Raw genomic sequence first — 16,403 nt, forward strand, 5'->3', positions numbered from 1 at the left:
CTCTTGCGCAGACGGTAGAATGCGCGGAGAGCCGCTTAAAACCTGCCGCCAGCCGAAGGGCCGGCGAGCCCGGAGCTTGAATGCATTTTGACGATCGCCTGGAAACGGTTCTGCGCCTGCCTGATTCCGGCGATGGGCTGGCCCGCGTTCAGTACCTCCAGTTGATCGATCTGCTCGGGCGCGTACCGGCGCGGCTCCGTTCCGAAGCTCTGGAAGCGGGTTTCTCTCGCTTGAACGCTCTGGCCGTACGTATTCCGGCGCCGGACCGTCAACGACTCCTGCGCCAAATTCCGCAGCCGATCACCAATTCCCGCCTGCTTTCCCTGCTGGCGCGGGACGAACCCGGTATAGCCAGCACCGCGATCGCGGCCGCCCATTTGACTGACGCCGAATGGCTTACATTGATCCCCGAGTTGCCGGTGCGCGCCCGTGGTATTCTTCGGCACCGGCGGGACCTTTCCCCTGCAGTCGATACCGTTCTCGATCGTCTAGGCATTCACGATCGCGGGTTGCCGCCGGTGAGCCCGGCGTCTTCCGTTGCGCCTGAAGATCCATACATTTCGGGAGATGTGCTGGAACTGCTCGACTTCGCCGATGCCCCCCCCGCACCCACTTCGCTGAGTGAATGGGCTCAGGCCAAAGCGGCAAGGGAGCTTGCTTCGCCCCCTTCTGCGGCTTCGGCGAAATCAACCCACGCCGGCATCGGCGCCATCGTCAGACGGATCGAAGAGTTTCGCAAGGCTCGACAGGCGCAAGGCGGTTCGGAAAGCTCGCCGGAGGCCCTCCGCCTGCCGCTCGAAGATGTTGCAGCTGGCGCTGATAGGCATGCCGCCGCCATTGATTTCGCGACAGATGCGCAAGGCCGCATCAACTGGGCCGACGGTGTTCACGCCCCGTCACTAACCGGACTTCATTTGGCTGCGCATGATAACGATGGCATTTCTCCCGCGCTTGCCACCGCAATCCGTCACCACCTGCCGCTGGACGGCGCGCAACTGCATCTGACCGGAGCTCCCGCCGTGGCAGGGGGGTGGCAGATAGATGCCGTGCCGCTGTTCGATCCAGGCAGTGGCCGGTTTTCCGGTTACAGCGGCCGGCTACGCCGCCTGCGGCAACGCGCCGCGGTCGATGCTGCGGTCTCCAACCGGGCCGAGGCGGAACGCATGCGCGAAGTTCTTCATGAATTGCGCACGCCCGCCAATGCCATCCAAGTCGCGGCCGAAATCATCCAGCAACAGCTCTACGGACCGGCGCCGCATGAATACCGCGCTCTCGCCGCCGCGATTGCCAGTGACTGCGCTCATATCCTCGCCGGTTTCGAAGAGCTTGACCGGCTGGTGAAGCTGGAGACCGGCGCGCTGGGGATCGAGGAGGGTGAATGTGATCTGGCGCAAGTGCTTGCCCAAACGATCGCACGCCTGCGCTCCTGGACCGATCCGCGCCGCAGCGGCTTCGCGGTAGATCCTGCGACGGGGCCCTCGACGCTTCCTATCGCTCTTGACGAAGCGGAGGTCGAACGCCTCATTTGGCGACTTTTTGCCGCGCTTGCCGGGGCCACGGCCCCGGATGAGGCGCTGGGGCTTTCCTGGTCCCTGGAACGCCACACGATCAGCGTAAGAGTTGCCTTGCCCGGCGCCCTCGTGAAATTGAAGGATGGGGAGTTATTCGATACATCTCCGGGCGAACGGGCGCAGTCGCTTTCCGCCAGCATGTTCGGAATCGGCTTCAGCCTACGGCTGGCGGCGGCCGAAGCATCGGCGGCAGGTGGAGGGCTGCAGCGCGTAGGCAATACATTGCACTTATGGCTGCCCGGCTTGACCCGTACACGGGCAAGCAATAGCAAAGCATGAAGAACCGTCGGCACTGACGGCCGGGGGCAACGGTTACAGAACGTCACGCGAACGAGGGGGGAGTTTGCTTTGCCAGGGCCCAATCTCCTGGAACCGCCCGGCAAGGACGCGGCCGCGATGTTCGGAACGGACTTCGGCCAGCGCTTCATCGTCACCGTCGACACCGAGGAGGAGTTCGATTGGAACGCCCCGCTCGCGAGGGAGAAGCACAGCGTCGTTACCGTTCCCGCCCTTCGCAAATTCCAGCAATTCTGCGAAGGATTCGGTGTCGTTCCAATTTACCTGATCGACTATCCGGTGGCTTCCTCCACTTACGTATCCGAAGTGATCGGCGGAGCCGTGACTAACGGGCGGGGCGAGATCGGCGTTCAACTGCACCCTTGGGTCAGCCCGCCTTTTGAAGAAGAAGTCAGCGAGTTCAACAGCTATGCCGGAAACCTGCCTTTCCAACTGGAGCGCGCCAAGTTCCGCACTCTGCGCGACCGGATACAACAGGCATTCGGCGTCGCACCACTGATTTACCGCGCCGGTCGTTATGGCCTGGGTCCCCATACGGCGGATATCCTGCTGGAATGCGGTATCGCCATCGATACGTCCGTGCGTGCGCGTTTCGATTATAGCGGCAACGGTGGTCCGAATTATCGCGATCACCCGCTGCACCCATACTGGGTGGATCAGGAACGCAGGCTTCTGGAACTGCCGCTTACCACAGTCTATTGGGGGCCGTTGCGACAGATGGGCAACGTCATCTATCCGCACTTGTGGCGAACTCCGTCTATGCGAGGCGTGCTGGCTCGCGCAGGGCTGTTGGAGCGGATACCCCTGACGCCGGAGGGAATCACCGCAGAAGAGGCGCTGCGCGGCGTTGATATCGCCATCGATGAAAAACTGCCGGTGCTTGTGTTCTCTTTCCACAGCCCTTCCCTGGCGCCGGGCCACACGCCTTACGTGCGCAGTGACGATGATCTGGACGCACTTTACGACTGGTGGCGCACGTTGTTCGGCCATCTGGCACGGCGTGGCGTAAAACCCACAAGCATTGCCGAGATCATGTCGTCAGTGAAGCTTGCCTGATCGCTTCAGTCAAGCTAACGCGCATCGGCCCGGTCGGCTCGTGCACTGCCGCGGCGCACGGCGGTAGGGGCCTGTAGCTCAGCGGTTAGAGCTGGCCGCTCATAACGGCTAGGTCGCGGGTTCGAATCCTGCCGGGCCCACCACCGTGGACTGCACGTCTGAAGGGTCGGGGAGTAGCGCAGCCCGGTAGCGCGCCTGCTTTGGGAGCAGGATGTCGCAGGTTCGAATCCTGTCTCCCCGACCAACTTCTTGCTTATTTTCAATCAGTTGATTGACGGTCCTGCCGGTTTATGAAAGACCCTTGCCGCATGCTGATTAAAGGTGCGGGCCCACGGGAAAAGGGAATGTCTCAAGTTCATCAAATTGGCAAAGAGCGGGTAGGTCACATGCAAAGGCATCCTCTGCGCTTCTGCCGGTATTTCGCCTAAATGCGCTGGATTGAGCTCAGTCATCGTTGGTTGGGCGGCCTGATAGGGCTGTTGATGGCCGTGATTGGCATCTCCGGCGCTATCCTGGTGCATCGAGATGCCTGGACAACCGTTACGCGCAAGCTGGACGCACCGATTCAAGAGACTGAACAGGTAGCTGAAGCGCTCACGAAAATCATGACCGACCGGACGGCGCGCACGATTATCCTCGCTTCTCCGGGTTTCGCAGTCCACCGGATCGCCTATGAGAACGGCGGCGGTGCCTATACCGATCAGAGTGGGAACGTCCTGGTCCACTGGGATAGCCAATGGGCCCGTCCCGAACTGTGGCTTTCCGATCTTCATCGGCGCCTCTTCTCCGGCGAAGCGGGTGAGATCGTGATAGGCATCATGGGTCTGGCCGGCGTATTCTTCACCGTGACAGGAACAATCCTGTGGTGGCGAACCCGGCAAACCTTCAACTTCCGGTTGCTGCCCAAGCGACTAAGCCGCCCGGCGATCGTTCGCCACCATCGCGACATCGGAATCATGATGGCGCCGCTGCTGCTGCTCTCGCTTGTGACGGGTTCGGTTATGGTGTTTCGGCCCTTGTCATCCATCGTGCTAGGTCCCGGCGCGGCAGCCGCCATTGAAGTGGCTGCCAGACCGCCGCACCCCCTCTCCGTGCAGATGAGCCGCGATGTGGATTGGGCCGGCATCGTCAAGGCAGCCCACGTACGATTCCCAAAGGCCGATGTGCGCGGCGTCTCACTTCCGCGCAAGGGCAATGGTCTTATCACTGTTCGGATGAAGCAACCATGGGAATGGCTTCCTAACGGAAGGACCACGCTTTGGTTCGCCGCTGATACGGGCAGGCTTGTGGCGGCACAGGATCCGGGTCACTCGCCGACGCAGGTTCAGATGTACTATCTGTTGTATCCCCTGCATGCCGGGAAAGTGGGGGGTGTTGCCTACCGCCTAGTGATGACCATGTCAGGTCTTGCACTCGGATTGCTAGGGACACTGGCAGTGTGGACCTTCTGGTTTCACCACAAGCGCACGGGCTGAACCTTAACATCGCGCGGACGAACACGTGCCAAACGCATTTTTGAAAGTACGGTCAATATCCGATTGCCGACTTCCGTCAGCGCAGTGCCGGATAGACCTCAAGCACAGGCGCGGAGGGAGGCGGTGGCAAGTCATCGCCCCTCATCTGCTCGGCACGGCGCCTGAACTCCGAGGCCATCGCCTGGTGCATCTGTCGTGCGGCCGCATCATTGGTCGAGGCGGCCAGCCGCTCGTGCATCCGCGCTCGCTCTAGGCAATCAGACCGATGAGTGTCCGAATGGATCATTGGACAAACTCCTAACCCGTTGCTTCCCACCTTACTGTTGAACGGCCCGGAGGACGGACAGCGACAGGAAAGCTGGAAACCAGCGTGGTTGAACTACGACTGATATACCGCGCTTTTCGCGGGATTAAAACCGGATTCCGCTGCTGGAGCCAAGCGGCCCCGGCTCAGGCTTGTGGCGACAGAACATGTGCCTTCAATTCCCTGCGATCGACGGCGTCTAGTTCTTTCAAGCGGACTTCATAACCCCATAAGTCGGCCAGGCTTTGCAGCACCATCGTCGCATCCCTTTCGTCCAGCAGCCGGCCGTCGGCAACGAGATGTTCAAGCACAAGCGCGCGATCGCCCGCCAAGTCGACGTCGACGATCTGGATGTCTGGTTCCTGCCTGCCGATGTCGAACTCGCGAGCGAGAGCGCGGCGGATGCGACGATAGCCGCGCTCGTCGTGAATTGCGGCGATGCCAAGTTCCGTTTCGGATTGTTTGTCCATGACCTGGAACAGCCGCCAATGGCGGATCATGTGCGGGCTCAGGAATTGCGAGATGAAGCTCTCGTCGCGGTAATTCGCCCAGACGTCCTTGAGCACGCCCACGGCATCATTCTTCCCGGCAAAATCCCGAAACCAGTCCTTATCCTCGTCGGTGGGGTTCTCGCTGATCCGCACTATGTCCTGCATGATCCCAAAGCCGAGCGCGTAAGGGTTGAAGCCGCTGAACTGCGGCACGTCATAGTTGGGCTGATAAACAACGTTGGTGTGCGACTGGAGGAACTCCATGAAGGAGCCGTCGGTAATCAGGCCGCGCTGGTGAAGCTTCGTCATGATCTGATAGTGGCACCATGTGGCGCAGCCTTCGTTCATCACCTTGGTTTGGCGCTGAGGGTAGAAGTACTGCGCGATCAGCCGGACGATCCGCAGGATTTCCCGCTGCCACGGCTCAAGCCTTGGACCCATCTTCTCCAGGAAATAGAGAATGTTCTCTTGCGGGAGGTTAAGTTCCCTGCGCCGTTCGTCCGCCTCGACGACCGGCGCTTTCGGTTCGGCCGGCAAGGTGCGCCAAAGATCGTCGTAGATCCGATCGCGATAAGCCTCCCGCTCAGCCTCGCGCGCCGCCTCGGCTTTCAGGTCGCGCGCCCGAACCCTTGGATGACGATGAACGCCCTGGTGCATGAGTGCATGAGCACAATCCAGCAACCGCTCGACCGCCTGTTGACCATGCCGCTCCTCGCAGTGTGCAATGAAGCTCTTGGCAAATTCCAGGTAGTCAAGAATGCCCTCGGCATCGGTCCATTGCTTGAATGCGTAATTGTTCTTGAAGAAATGGTTATGACCGAACGCCGCATGCGCGATAACCAAAGTCTGCATTGTCGCGCTGTTTTCCTGCATGATGTAACTGATGCAGGGGTCGGAATTTATCACCAGTTCATAGGCAAGTCCGCGCAGCCCCTTCCGATAGAGCATCTCGTTCGCCACGAACTGCTTGCCGAACGACCAGTGCTTGTAGAACAGCGGCATGCCGGTTGACGAATAGGCGTCCAGCATTTGTTCTGCGCTAATGATCTCGATCTGGTTCGGATAGACGTCGAGCTTCAGTTCACTCAGCGCGATTTGTTCAACCGCGTCGTAAATACGTTGAATCAGCGCGAAATCCCAATCGCTTCCCTCGAACAGGGGCACGGATACCTGCTCCGCCATCAGCTATCCGCGGGCTCGAGCGCGCCGCGTTTCCGAAACAGCTCGCGCAGGACCGGGTAGATCTCTCGGCGGTGATGTACTTTTCGCATGGCGAAGTGGCGATAGCTCGATGTCAATTCGCCATAAGAAGTCCACAGGTCGCTCTCCGCCGATCCCGAAAGGCCCGCCATCGGTGGTTCCTCTGGCCCAACCTCGATATAGGCGTAATACTGGCACATCGGCAGGATCGCCTCCTTGAGCAGGGCGATCGTTTTCAGATTGTCACGGCTCATGTTGTCACCGTCCGACGCCTGCGCGACGTAGATATTCCAATCATCCGGCCGATAACGCGCGGCGACGACCTTCAGCAGTTCCTCCAGAGCGCTGGAAACGAGCGTCCCCCCCGATACCGTGCTGTAGAAGAAGGTTTCCTCATCCACTTCGGCCGCGCGGTCCGTGTGATGAATGAACACCACCTCCACGTGCTGGTAGCACCGTGTCAGAAACAGATGGAGTAGCGCAAAAAACCGCTTGGCAAGGTCCTTCATATGCTCGGTCATCGAGCCGGAAACGTCCATCAGGCAGAACATCACGGCTTGGGCTATAGGCCGCGGCACGGTTTCGAAACGACGATAGCGCAGGTCAACCGGATCGATATAGGAAATAAGAGCGCGGCGGCGCAGCAGCCGTTCGCGTTCCCTTTTCAACTCTTCGACCCGTTCGGAATTGCCGTTCCCAAGTCGGGCGATTTCTTCCTCGATACCTTCCAACTCGCCGCGGCTCGGACGACGAAGCGCAAGCCGCCGCGACATCGCCTTTTGCATCGTGCGGGGCACCGAAAGGTTCGATGGGGAACCGACAGTCGTATAACCAGCGCGGCGGAGCGCGACAGACTCCTCTCCGGTGAGCTTGCGCTTGGCAAGATCTGGTAGCTCCAGGTCATCGAGGAACAGCTCAAGAAACTCCTCACGCGAAAGGACAAAGCGAAAATCGTCTTCGCTGTCGCCCGTGCCGGCCTGAGATCCGCCCCCCGTCCCGCCTTCAGGACGCGGAATCCGGTCACCTTCGAGATAGTCCTTATTACCTGGAAACACCCGCTCGCGATCGCCGCCCTGTGCGGCACGGTGCAAGGTCGGCTCGCCGATGCCACCGCGAGGAATGCTGATCTGACCTTCCTTGTCGAGGTCCTTGATGCTGCGATCCTTAAGGCTGTCACGCACTGCCTGCTGCACCGCCGCCTTGGCCCGCCGCAAGAAGCGCTGGCGATTGACCAGGCTCTTGCCCCCAGGGTTCAGTCGTCGGTCGATGATGTACATGTGCTGCTTGCCGAACTCCCTTATCCTGCTTGCTTGACGCGGATATACCACTCGACAAGGCGGCGAACCTGCCGTTCGGTGTAGCCGCGCGTGACCATGCGCTCGACGAATTCGCTATGCTTCTTGGCGCTTTCGCCGTCTTTCTTGGAGCCGAAGCTGATAACCGGCAACAAATCCTCGACCTGGCTGAACATCCGCTTCTCAATGACCTCGCGGATCTTTTCATAAGATGTCCAGGAAGGATTGCGCCCCTCGTTCGTCGCCCGCATCCGCAGCGCGAACTTGACCACTTCGTTGCGGAAATCCTTCGGATTGGCGATGCCCGCAGGCTTCTCGGTCTTGGAGAGCTCCTGGTCGATCACCTCGCGGTTAAGCAATTGACCCGTGTCCGGATCCTTGAAATCCAGATCCTCAATCCAAGCGTCGGCGTAAGCGACGTAGCGGTCGAACAAATTCTGGCCGTAATCGTGATAGCTTTCCAGATAGGCTTTCTGGATCTCGTTGCCGATAAATTCGGCATAGCGGGGCGCCAGTTCGCCCTTCACGAATTCCAGATAACGGGCCTCACTATCAGACGGGAATTGTTCCTGCCGGATCATCCGTTCCAAGACATACATCAAATGGACCGGATCAGCGGCGATTTCATTCGTGTCATGATTGAATGTCGCCGAAAGCGCCTTGAACGCAAAGCGGGTCGAGATGCCCGACATGCCCTCGTCCACGCCAGCGGCATCCCGATATTCCTGCAAGCTTTTTGCTCGCGGATCAATTTCGCGCAGCATCTCGCCATCGTAGACCCGCATCTTGGAATAGAGATTAGAGTTCTCGTGCTCACGCAAGCGGGTCAGCACGGAGAACCGCGCCAGCATGTCCAGCGTGCCGGGGGCACAGGCGGCTGAGGCCAGTTCAGATTCGCGTAATAGCTTTTCATAGACCTGCCGCTCCTCCGTTACGCGCAGGCAATAGGGCACCTTGATAACGAAAATGCGGTCAATGAAGGCTTCGTTGTTCTTGTTGTTCTTGAAGTTTTGCCATTCGGTCTCATTCGAATGGGCCATGATAACGCCCGAGAACGGGATCGCTCCGATATTCTCAGTGCCGATGTAATTTCCCTCCTGCGTGGCGGTGAGCAGGGGATGCAGCATCTTGATCGGCGCCTTGAACATCTCGACAAACTCGAGAATGCCTTGGTTCGCGCGGTTCAGTCCACCTGAATAGCTGTAAGCATCCGGATCGTTTTGCGAAAGCATCTCCAGCTTGCGGATGTCGACCTTGCCGACCAGCGAGGAAATGTCCTGGTTGTTTTCATCTCCTGGTTCGGTTTTGGAAATCGCGATCTGGCGCATCCGCGACGGCATCAGCCGGACGACCCTGAATTTGGAGATGTCGCCGCCGAACTCGTCGAGCCGCTTGCGGCACCACGGACTGACGAGGCCGGTCAACCGCCGGCGCGGAATGCCGTACTTATCCTCTATCATTGGGCCGTGCTGTTCGACATCGAACAGCGAAAGCGGGCTTTCAAAGATCGGGCTGATCTCATCCCCGGCCTTCAGCGCATAGATCGGATATTCCTCCATCAGCGCCTTGAGCCGCTCCGCCAAAGACGACTTGCCGCCGCCGACAGGACCCAGCAGGTAAAGGATCTGCTTTCGCTCCTCCAGCCCTTGCGATGCGTGGCGCAGGAAGCTGACGATCTGTTCGATGGTCTGCTCCATCCCGTAGAAAGCCGAGAAACTGGGATAGACCCGGATCGTCCGGTTCATGAATATCCGTCCCAGGCGCTGATCGTGCGCGGTATCGACGATTTGTGATTCGCCGATCGCCGCGAGCAGCCTTTCCGGCGCAGTCGCATACATCAAGGGGGACTTGCGGCATCCGATAAGATAGTCCTCCAGGGACATATCCGCCTGACGCCGTTCGTCGAACTTCCGTTTAAAGTCGGAAAACAGATCGCTGTCAGCCAATGGTCGACTCCCACCAAAGTGTCCGTCACCGAATACCAATGTATGCCTTTGCTGATCCGCTTGCCAGTAGGCGGCGACATTGGGATCAAGGATTTACACAGGAAACCTGTGGAACTGCACATGGTTTCCGCTCAGGCCCAACATATGCGGCATCCGGAAGGCAAAGCAGGTTGGGGATGCAGTTGGCACGTCATGATAAATCGGCGCAACGTGGGGGCTCGGCATAATGGGCCGCAATAGCGGAGGGGCTGGGGCCGCGCCCTTTCTGTTTCGATAGCTCGCGCGTGCTTTTCACTGCGGCATCGGCACCACCACCACCGCGATCGAGGCAGGTGCCATCGCGATCGTTGCATTTACTCCTTGCCGGCGATGTGCAGGTGGAAGACTACGCAGTGGTCGGCTCCGCGCGCCGGCATCCAGCCAGGCGTACTGGCGCGCGCCATAGCTATAGATATCGGCCATGCCGGCCGGTTCGCGCGACAAGCCTTGCATGGTCAGCGCCAGCCGATGCGCATGAGTTGCGCTGCGATTTATCAGCATCACGGCGAGGCGTTGGTCAGGTCGCTCCACGGCGTAAGTGACGACATCGGGTTCCGGACCGGCGCCCTCTGTCCTTGCGGCCACCACCCGGTGCAATCGATGGCCTGGCAAAGTCCAGACATGAGTCAGCAACCGTGCGGTGTAATAGCTCGGCATGGGCGTGACCGCTTCGCCCCGCGCATCCGCCATGTGCAGCATCATGTTTCCGTAGCCTGCGCATGGCAGATGCTGATTTACAGGTGTGGCGGGGCCGTAGCCGAACATGTAGGCGGCATTTCCACCAAGGGTCATCCATTGGCCGACAATGCCTGTCATCAGCAGAGCGCTGGGCATTTCAGACATCGCTCGCCCAGAATAGGCCGAAAAGCCGTACTCGGTAATGATACGCGGGATAGAACGCGGAAGCCCGTCACTATCGAAACGCCGGGCAATGTCGTCCATCATTGCCGTCTGATGGATCAGCTTGGCATGAATGTCGCCGCAGATATCGTCAAAGGGGTAATACTCGAAGGACACGAAGCCGAGATCACTGAGGCGATTGCGCTGCTTCAGGTAGTCGACAAAACCGGCGTTCCAAGATCCTGGCCTGTCCTGCAGCCATAGATCCGAAGAGCCACTTTGGAGGCTGGGGCCGCCGAAAACAATGCCTGGCAAGATGTTCCGGACCCGATCCAGCATCATCAGGTACAGCGCCCCATAATCCGCGGGCGAGCCGTATTGCCCGTCCGGCTCTTCGCCGAGTTCTATCTGCTTTACCGGATAGCCACGTTTGGCAATGTAGCGCAGCTCGGCCGCCACGTTCTCCGGCGTGTCGTAAAGCGTACCGGTCGGCATCATGACCGGCAGGCCGAACCCGAGCTTACTGGCGAAAATACGGTCAATCCCAGCCTGCTCCAGGTCGGGATTGCGGTCTTCGGCCCGATGCCAGGGATCCGTTGAGGAAACGTGGGCGAAAGTCTGATGCTCATGGGAAGCGGCATGGACAACGGCATCGTCGAACGAACCGTCCGTACGGCGCAGGCCGAACGAGACTTCGCGTACCGCATAACCCAGGCGGTCACGCCAATCCGAAGCTCCAGCGGGCGCCGTTCCCGAACCGGTGTGAAGCAGCACACGCACAAAAGTGGCCTGAATGGGCCGGTCGGCCAGCCGCAGCGTCACCTGCCCGCCCTTCCCTTCAGTGACCGTGCCCTCGGGAAAAGTGACCCACCGGCCGAGTGGATCGTAATCCGTGCCGCCAGTCCAGTACTGCACATCGTAGCTGACGGCGAAGGGCATTCCCCAATCGATCACTGCCGTATCGATCGGCCGCGGCTTGCCGAGATTCAGCAGAAGCCATTGAGGATGATCCAGACCATCATGCAACACGGACGGATCAAGATAGGGGTTAGATTTCCAGAAAGTCTTACGGTCGCCGTCGGTGAGCCGCGAATACTCGTCGTTGGTCGCGTTATCGACGGTGTCGCCTCGCCGGGGCAGACGATAGCCCCATGAGAGCGCGATAGGCGCCCCCAGCGTGTCGCTGGACGTCCAATAGCCTTGCTTGCGCGCGGGATCACTCCATTGCCCGGCCGGGTTCCAGTGCCAGACTTGAATGCCCAATTCGGTGCGCAACCGATATGTTAGCGGGCGCAGATCGGCCGACTTCATCGCGGCGATGTTGTGCGGCGTCAGCAAGCGGTCGATATCGCCCCGCTCAGCACCATCGAACGCCGCGCCAAGCGCTTCATCCGGGCGAAAGGAGGGCTGGCGATCGATGCTCGAAAAATCTACGAGAACTCGCTCGGCCGTAGCGACCCCACCGTGCGCGTGTCCCCACGGGACCAACCAAAATACTGCGCTTGCTAGCGTGGCCGTCGCTCTTGCTGGCGCGCGTGATTTTGGGGTTGATGTGCCTGCACGAACCCTCACGAAATCGAACATGCATTCACCCCGGTATCAACATAATCACGCCAGAGCATGACGAGAACGGCCATGGTGGCTGGGCCAACGAACAGGCCCAGGACGCCCAGCGTCTCCGCGCCGCCCAAAATGCCGATCAGTACCCACAGAAACGGTAGTCTGGTCGCGCCGCCGATCAGCGCCGGTCGGACGAAATGATCCGCTATCCCTACGACCGCAAGCCCGGACGCCATCACGATGATTGCACCGGAAACCGATCCCAAGCCCAGCAGAAGCGCTGCCGCGATCAGGAACATGAACGCGGCTCCGAAGGGGATCGTCGCCGCCACCGCCGTCAGCATACCCAGGAGCAGAGGGTGCGGAACGCCAAGCAGCAGGTAGATGACCGTCATTACCAGGCCCTCTCCCATGCCAACCAGGATAAGGCCATCGATCGTGCCGCGCACAGACTGCACAGCTTGGCTCCCGATACGCTCGCTCGCCGGGCCCAGTAGACGCTCGCCCGCCTGACGGACCTGCGCAAGAATCGTGTCCCGATCCCGCAGCAGGAAGAACAGCGCAAGCAGCGTGAAAGCGAAAATCACGGCTCGATGCAGCACGCTACTGCCGATTAGCCGAGTGTGAGTGATAAGATCACCCCCGGTAAGGCTGTGCAGTTGCGCGGCAGCGCCTTCGGGCGTAGCCAGGTGCTGCGCCCACCATTGAGTGAGAGCCGCCTCGCCATACGGCACACGGGCCAGCCAGAGCGGAGGAGGAATGCCATTGGTCTTGGCCGCATCGATCCATATCGAAACTTCCCGCACCTCCATGGCGGCCTGCGCGATCCCCAGCACCAAAGGCACAAGCACGACAAGGGCCACGCCGAGCGTCAACATCAACGCAAGCAACACATGCCCGGCGACGCCGGGCCACCGCTCCCTCAGGCGCATGTGCAAGGGATCGATCGCAATGGCAATCACGACGCCCCAGACCAGCGCTGCCATAAAATCCCTTGCGATCCAAAGGCCGAAACCGATCAGCAGACACAGCCCGACGATGCGGGGCCAGCGCACTTGCGATGCCGTCGGTTGACTGTCCTGAGCGTTCATACCGTCTCCATTAGCGTCAATGGCGGCCGCGTGCAGCAGCGGATTTCCGCTTATGCGCCGGATCCGAACGATTGGCATAATTTCGCGGGAAAACGGGATTCATTTGAAGATGGCGATGCTGTAGAAGCCGCCGATGGCTCGCGCGCTTTATATCCATTGGCCCTTCTGTCTCGCTAAATGCCCTTACTGCGACTTCAACAGCCACGTGCGGGAAACAGTAGATCATGCGCGCTGGGAGCAAACATTGCTCGCGGACATGCGGCACGAACGCTTTGTTTCGACAGAGGAACCGCTGGAAAGCATATTCTTCGGCGGGGGCACCCCTTCGCTGATGCCTCCAGCTCTCGTCGCCCGACTACTCGAAGAGGCCGAGACGCTGTGGGGCTTCGCACCCGAGATCGAAATTACGCTGGAAGGGAATCCCTCCTCCGTCGAAGCGGCGAATTATGCGGCGCTGGCTTCGGCCGGCGTGAATCGCGTCTCGCTGGGCTTGCAGGCGCTCGATAATGACACGTTGCGCTTTCTGGGCCGCCTGCACGATGCGGCCGAGGGCCTGGCCGCATTGGAAATCGCGCAGCGGCATTTCGCGCGCGTCTCGTTCGACCTGATCTACGCCCGCCCCGATCAGGCGCCGGAGCAATGGCAGGCGGAGCTGACGCGAGCGCTATCATTCGGAACCGGACACCTCTCGCTTTACCAACTTACCATCGAAGCAGGTACGCGGTTTGAGACGATGGTGAGGAAGGGCAATTTCACACCATTGGACAACGACGCCTGCGCTGATCTTTTCGCGATGACCCGCGAAATGACCGCTGCCGCGGGCCTCCCCGCTTACGAAGTTAGCAACCATGCCCGCCCTGGCGAGGAAAGCCGCCATAACCTCACATACTGGCGCTATCAGGATTATTGCGGGATTGGCCCCGGTGCACATGGACGGCGATCCGGTACGGCGACGGTGCGACATCGCAAGCCGGAGAACTGGTTGGACGCCGTTGATCGTTCGGGGAACGGCATATCGGAAATGCGCTCGCTCGATGCGCGAGAGCAAGCCAGCGAAGCCATGCTCATGGGCCTGCGTCTGCGCGAGGGCGTGAACTTGGGGGAACTGGCTTCGCGCTTCGGCCTGGATCCGGCGGAGTTGCACAACGCCACCAAGGCGACCTTCTACGAGAAGCAAGAATTGGTTTGGCAAAGCGGCGCCAAGTTGGGTGTAACGGAAAGCGGAATGCCCCTGCTCGATGCACTTCTCGCGGAGTTGGTTCCCTTTGCTCTGGTGGAGGCATGACCAAGCCCGATATCTTGGAAGCCTGGGGCGCTTACCTGACGCAGGGCCGCCGGCGCAGCCCACACACGGTGCGTGCCTATGTCGCCACTGCCGCACGGCTGCTCGATGGCGATGTCGATTGGGCCGATTTGGCTCGTTTAGGCGTAGCTGACCTGCGCAAACAACTGGCCAAAAGACGTCAGGAAGGTATTGGCAATGTTTCCGTGGCGCGTGAGCTTGCCGCGTTGAAGGGCTTTCTCGCTTTCGCGCGCGCGCAGGCGGGAATGGACAACGCCATGCCGCCCCGCCTTCGCGGCCCCCGCGTCAAGAAGGGCCTGCCTCGACCAGTCACTCCCGATGAGGCGACGAACCTTGCCGACACGGTGGCAGAGAATGCCGGCAGCGCTTGGATCGGCGCGCGCGATCGCGCCGTGTTGCTGCTTCTTTACGGCGGCGGCTTGCGTATTGCCGAAGCGCTCTCGCTTACCGGCGCCGCGGTGCCATTGGGAGAGACAATCGTCATTACCGGCAAAGGCAACAAACAGCGCATGGTGCCTGTACTGCCCGCCGTGCGTGAAAGCGTGGAAGATTATCTTGCCAAATGCCCCTGGCCGCTGGAGCGCGGCGGACCGCTGTTTCGCGGCGCCAAAGGCGGAGCTCTTTCGCAAGGGATGGTGCAAAAGGCCGTGGCCCGTGTGCGCATCGAACTGGGATTGCCTGTCACCGCGACGCCGCACGCGCTACGCCACAGTTTCGCCACGCATTTGCTAGGCGCCGGAGCGGACCTGCGATCTTTGCAGGAACTGCTTGGCCATGCCTCCCTCAGTTCCACGCAGATCTATACGAAAGTGGACGCGGCCATCCTGCTTGATGTTTATCGCAGCGCACATCCGCGCGAGCACGACTGACAGTCGCCACTTGAAATTGCATCGCAAGCTTACATCGCGGCGTGACGAGCCTCGATAGCGTCCCAGATCCTGGCGCCGGTATCCGTGCCGTTGAAGCGGTCGATCGCGACGATGCCGGTGGGTGAGGTCACGTTGATCTCGGTCAGCCATTTGCCGCCGATCACATCGATGCCCACGAAGACCAATCCTCGCATCCTGAGCGCTGGTCCCAGCGCGGCGCAGATTTCCTCTTCCGCAACAGTCAGCCCGCTAGCCTCTGCCGAACCGCCGACAGCGAGATTGGAGCGAAATTCACCCTCTCCCGGCCTACGGTTGATGGCCCCCGCAAATTCACCATCGACAAGCACGATGCGCTTGTCCCCCGCCGCCACCTCGGGAAGAAAGGGCTGGACCATGAAGGGCTCTACCCAAGCGTTCTGAAACATCTCGATCAGCGCACCCAAGTTGCTGCCGTCAGCCGGCACGCGGAACACCGCCTTACCGCCGTTGCCGTGAAGCGGCTTGACCACCAAGTCGCCGGGGTACTTCTGATGGAACCGGCGTACGTCCTCGATGCGTCTGGCGATAAACGTCGGCGGCATGAAGCCCGCGAAATCAAGAACGAAGACCTTCTCTGGAGCATTGCGCACCGAAACGGGATCGTTGACCACCAGGGTCTGTCCCGCAAGCCGCTCAAGCAAGTGCGTAGCTGTGATATAGCCCAAATCGAAGGGTGGGTCCTGCCGCATCAGCACCACGTCGATGTCCTTGACGAGATCGATCAGCCGATACTCGCCGCGCGTGAAATGCGCTCCTTCCGCACGCTGCACGGTTACCGGTGCACCCCAGCAGGTGAGCCTGCCTGCCGCACCTTCTGATGTATCGTAGGCCAAGGTACGAACATCATAATGAAACAACGTATGCCCGCGCGCCTGCGCCGCCAACATCAATGCGAAGGAAGAATCGCCGGCCGTGTTGATGGCCTCAAGCGGATCCATCTGAATGGCGATGCGTAACGTCATGCGATTGTGGTCCTGCGGATTACTGTCGGGCGCGACCTAGCCGGATTCAACTGCCGGCGCGACTG

The 16,403-nt window shown here is 60.2% G+C and carries 12 protein-coding genes and 2 tRNA genes; 7 read left to right on the forward strand and 7 right to left on the reverse strand.

Annotated elements, in window-relative coordinates; all coding sequences use genetic code 11:
* The first annotated feature begins 80 nt into the window (after positions 1–80).
* The 5 genes from V7D69_RS01565 (at position 81) to V7D69_RS01585 (ending at position 4,399) form a co-directional block, all read left to right on the forward strand.
* Positions 81–1,850, forward strand: coding sequence for a sensor histidine kinase (locus V7D69_RS01565; protein ID WP_333604904.1), 1,770 nt, complete (start codon positions 81–83; stop codon positions 1,848–1,850).
* A gap of 69 nt (positions 1,851–1,919) precedes the next feature.
* Positions 1,920–2,924, forward strand: a complete 1,005-nt coding sequence (locus V7D69_RS01570; RefSeq protein WP_333604905.1) for a polysaccharide deacetylase family protein — start codon at positions 1,920–1,922, stop codon at positions 2,922–2,924.
* 67 nt (positions 2,925–2,991) lie between these two features.
* Positions 2,992–3,067: transfer RNA gene (locus V7D69_RS01575), tRNA-Ile, on the forward strand.
* A 24-nt stretch (positions 3,068–3,091) separates the two neighbouring features.
* Positions 3,092–3,168, forward strand: a tRNA-Pro gene (locus tag V7D69_RS01580).
* 184 nt (positions 3,169–3,352) lie between these two features.
* The gene (locus tag V7D69_RS01585; RefSeq protein ID WP_333604906.1) at positions 3,353–4,399 is read left to right on the forward strand and encodes a PepSY-associated TM helix domain-containing protein; all 1,047 of its coding nucleotides are present in this window, start codon (positions 3,353–3,355) and stop codon (positions 4,397–4,399) included.
* Between the two features lie 76 nt (positions 4,400–4,475).
* On the opposite strand, the gene V7D69_RS01590 is transcribed toward V7D69_RS01585, so the two are convergent.
* From V7D69_RS01590 to V7D69_RS01615, 6 genes are all read right to left on the reverse strand, one after another.
* Positions 4,476–4,637, reverse strand: coding sequence for a hypothetical protein (locus V7D69_RS01590; RefSeq protein ID WP_333604907.1), 162 nt, complete (start codon positions 4,635–4,637; stop codon positions 4,476–4,478).
* Positions 4,638–4,849: 212 nt separating this feature from the next.
* Positions 4,850–6,376 (reverse strand): SpoVR family protein, encoded by a 1,527-nt coding sequence (locus V7D69_RS01595; RefSeq protein ID WP_333604908.1) that lies wholly within the window; start codon positions 6,374–6,376, stop codon positions 4,850–4,852.
* The gene (locus V7D69_RS01600; RefSeq protein ID WP_333604909.1) at positions 6,376–7,671 is read right to left on the reverse strand and encodes a YeaH/YhbH family protein; all 1,296 of its coding nucleotides are present in this window, start codon (positions 7,669–7,671) and stop codon (positions 6,376–6,378) included. Before V7D69_RS01600 ends, V7D69_RS01595 begins: the two co-directional genes overlap by 1 nt.
* A gap of 20 nt (positions 7,672–7,691) precedes the next feature.
* Positions 7,692–9,635: a PrkA family serine protein kinase gene (locus V7D69_RS01605; protein WP_333604910.1), complete on the reverse strand. Its 1,944-nt coding sequence runs from the start codon at positions 9,633–9,635 to the stop codon at positions 7,692–7,694.
* Positions 9,636–9,926: 291 nt separating this feature from the next.
* Positions 9,927–12,002: a discoidin domain-containing protein gene (locus tag V7D69_RS01610; protein WP_333604911.1), complete on the reverse strand. Its 2,076-nt coding sequence runs from the start codon at positions 12,000–12,002 to the stop codon at positions 9,927–9,929.
* 80 nt (positions 12,003–12,082) lie between these two features.
* Positions 12,083–13,165, reverse strand: a complete 1,083-nt coding sequence (locus V7D69_RS01615) for an AI-2E family transporter (RefSeq protein ID WP_333604912.1) — start codon at positions 13,163–13,165, stop codon at positions 12,083–12,085.
* Between the two features lie 133 nt (positions 13,166–13,298).
* On the opposite strand from V7D69_RS01615, the gene hemW reads away from it, so the two are divergent.
* Both hemW and V7D69_RS01625 read left to right on the forward strand, forming a co-directional pair.
* Positions 13,299–14,450 carry a radical SAM family heme chaperone HemW gene (gene hemW, locus V7D69_RS01620; protein ID WP_333604913.1) on the forward strand — a complete coding sequence of 384 codons (1,152 nt, stop codon included), beginning with the start codon at positions 13,299–13,301 and terminating at the stop codon, positions 14,448–14,450.
* Positions 14,447–15,337: a tyrosine recombinase XerC gene (locus V7D69_RS01625; protein ID WP_324061661.1), complete on the forward strand. Its 891-nt coding sequence runs from the start codon at positions 14,447–14,449 to the stop codon at positions 15,335–15,337. Before hemW ends, V7D69_RS01625 begins: the two co-directional genes overlap by 4 nt.
* Positions 15,338–15,366: 29 nt before the next feature.
* Here the strand turns inward: V7D69_RS01625 and gshB are convergent, their stop codons facing one another.
* Entirely contained in the window at positions 15,367–16,338 is a 972-nt protein-coding gene (gene gshB, locus V7D69_RS01630; protein ID WP_333604914.1) for a glutathione synthase, read from the reverse strand.
* Positions 16,339–16,403 lie beyond the last annotated feature (65 nt).

The sequence above is a fragment of the Novosphingobium sp. genome (assembly GCF_036733805.1).
GTDB lineage: Bacteria > Pseudomonadota > Alphaproteobacteria > Sphingomonadales > Sphingomonadaceae > Novosphingobium.

Excerpts from the sequence above, each read along its gene's own strand:
- V7D69_RS01565 (WP_333604904.1), top strand. The coding sequence starts at position 81 with ATGCATTTTGACGATCGCCTGGAAACGGTTCTGCGCCTGCCTGATTCC.
- V7D69_RS01585 (WP_333604906.1), top strand. The coding sequence starts at position 3,353 with ATGCGCTGGATTGAGCTCAGTCATCGTTGGTTGGGCGGCCTGATAGGG.
- V7D69_RS01590 (WP_333604907.1), bottom strand. The coding sequence starts at position 4,637 with ATGCACGAGCGGCTGGCCGCCTCGACCAATGATGCGGCCGCACGACAG.
- V7D69_RS01595 (WP_333604908.1), bottom strand. The coding sequence starts at position 6,376 with ATGGCGGAGCAGGTATCCGTGCCCCTGTTCGAGGGAAGCGATTGGGAT.
- V7D69_RS01600 (WP_333604909.1), bottom strand. The coding sequence starts at position 7,671 with ATGTACATCATCGACCGACGACTGAACCCTGGGGGCAAGAGCCTGGTC.
- V7D69_RS01615 (WP_333604912.1), bottom strand. The coding sequence starts at position 13,165 with ATGAACGCTCAGGACAGTCAACCGACGGCATCGCAAGTGCGCTGGCCC.
- hemW (WP_333604913.1), top strand. The coding sequence starts at position 13,299 with ATGGCTCGCGCGCTTTATATCCATTGGCCCTTCTGTCTCGCTAAATGC.
- V7D69_RS01625 (WP_324061661.1), top strand. The coding sequence starts at position 14,447 with ATGACCAAGCCCGATATCTTGGAAGCCTGGGGCGCTTACCTGACGCAG.
- gshB (WP_333604914.1), bottom strand. The coding sequence starts at position 16,338 with ATGACGTTACGCATCGCCATTCAGATGGATCCGCTTGAGGCCATCAAC.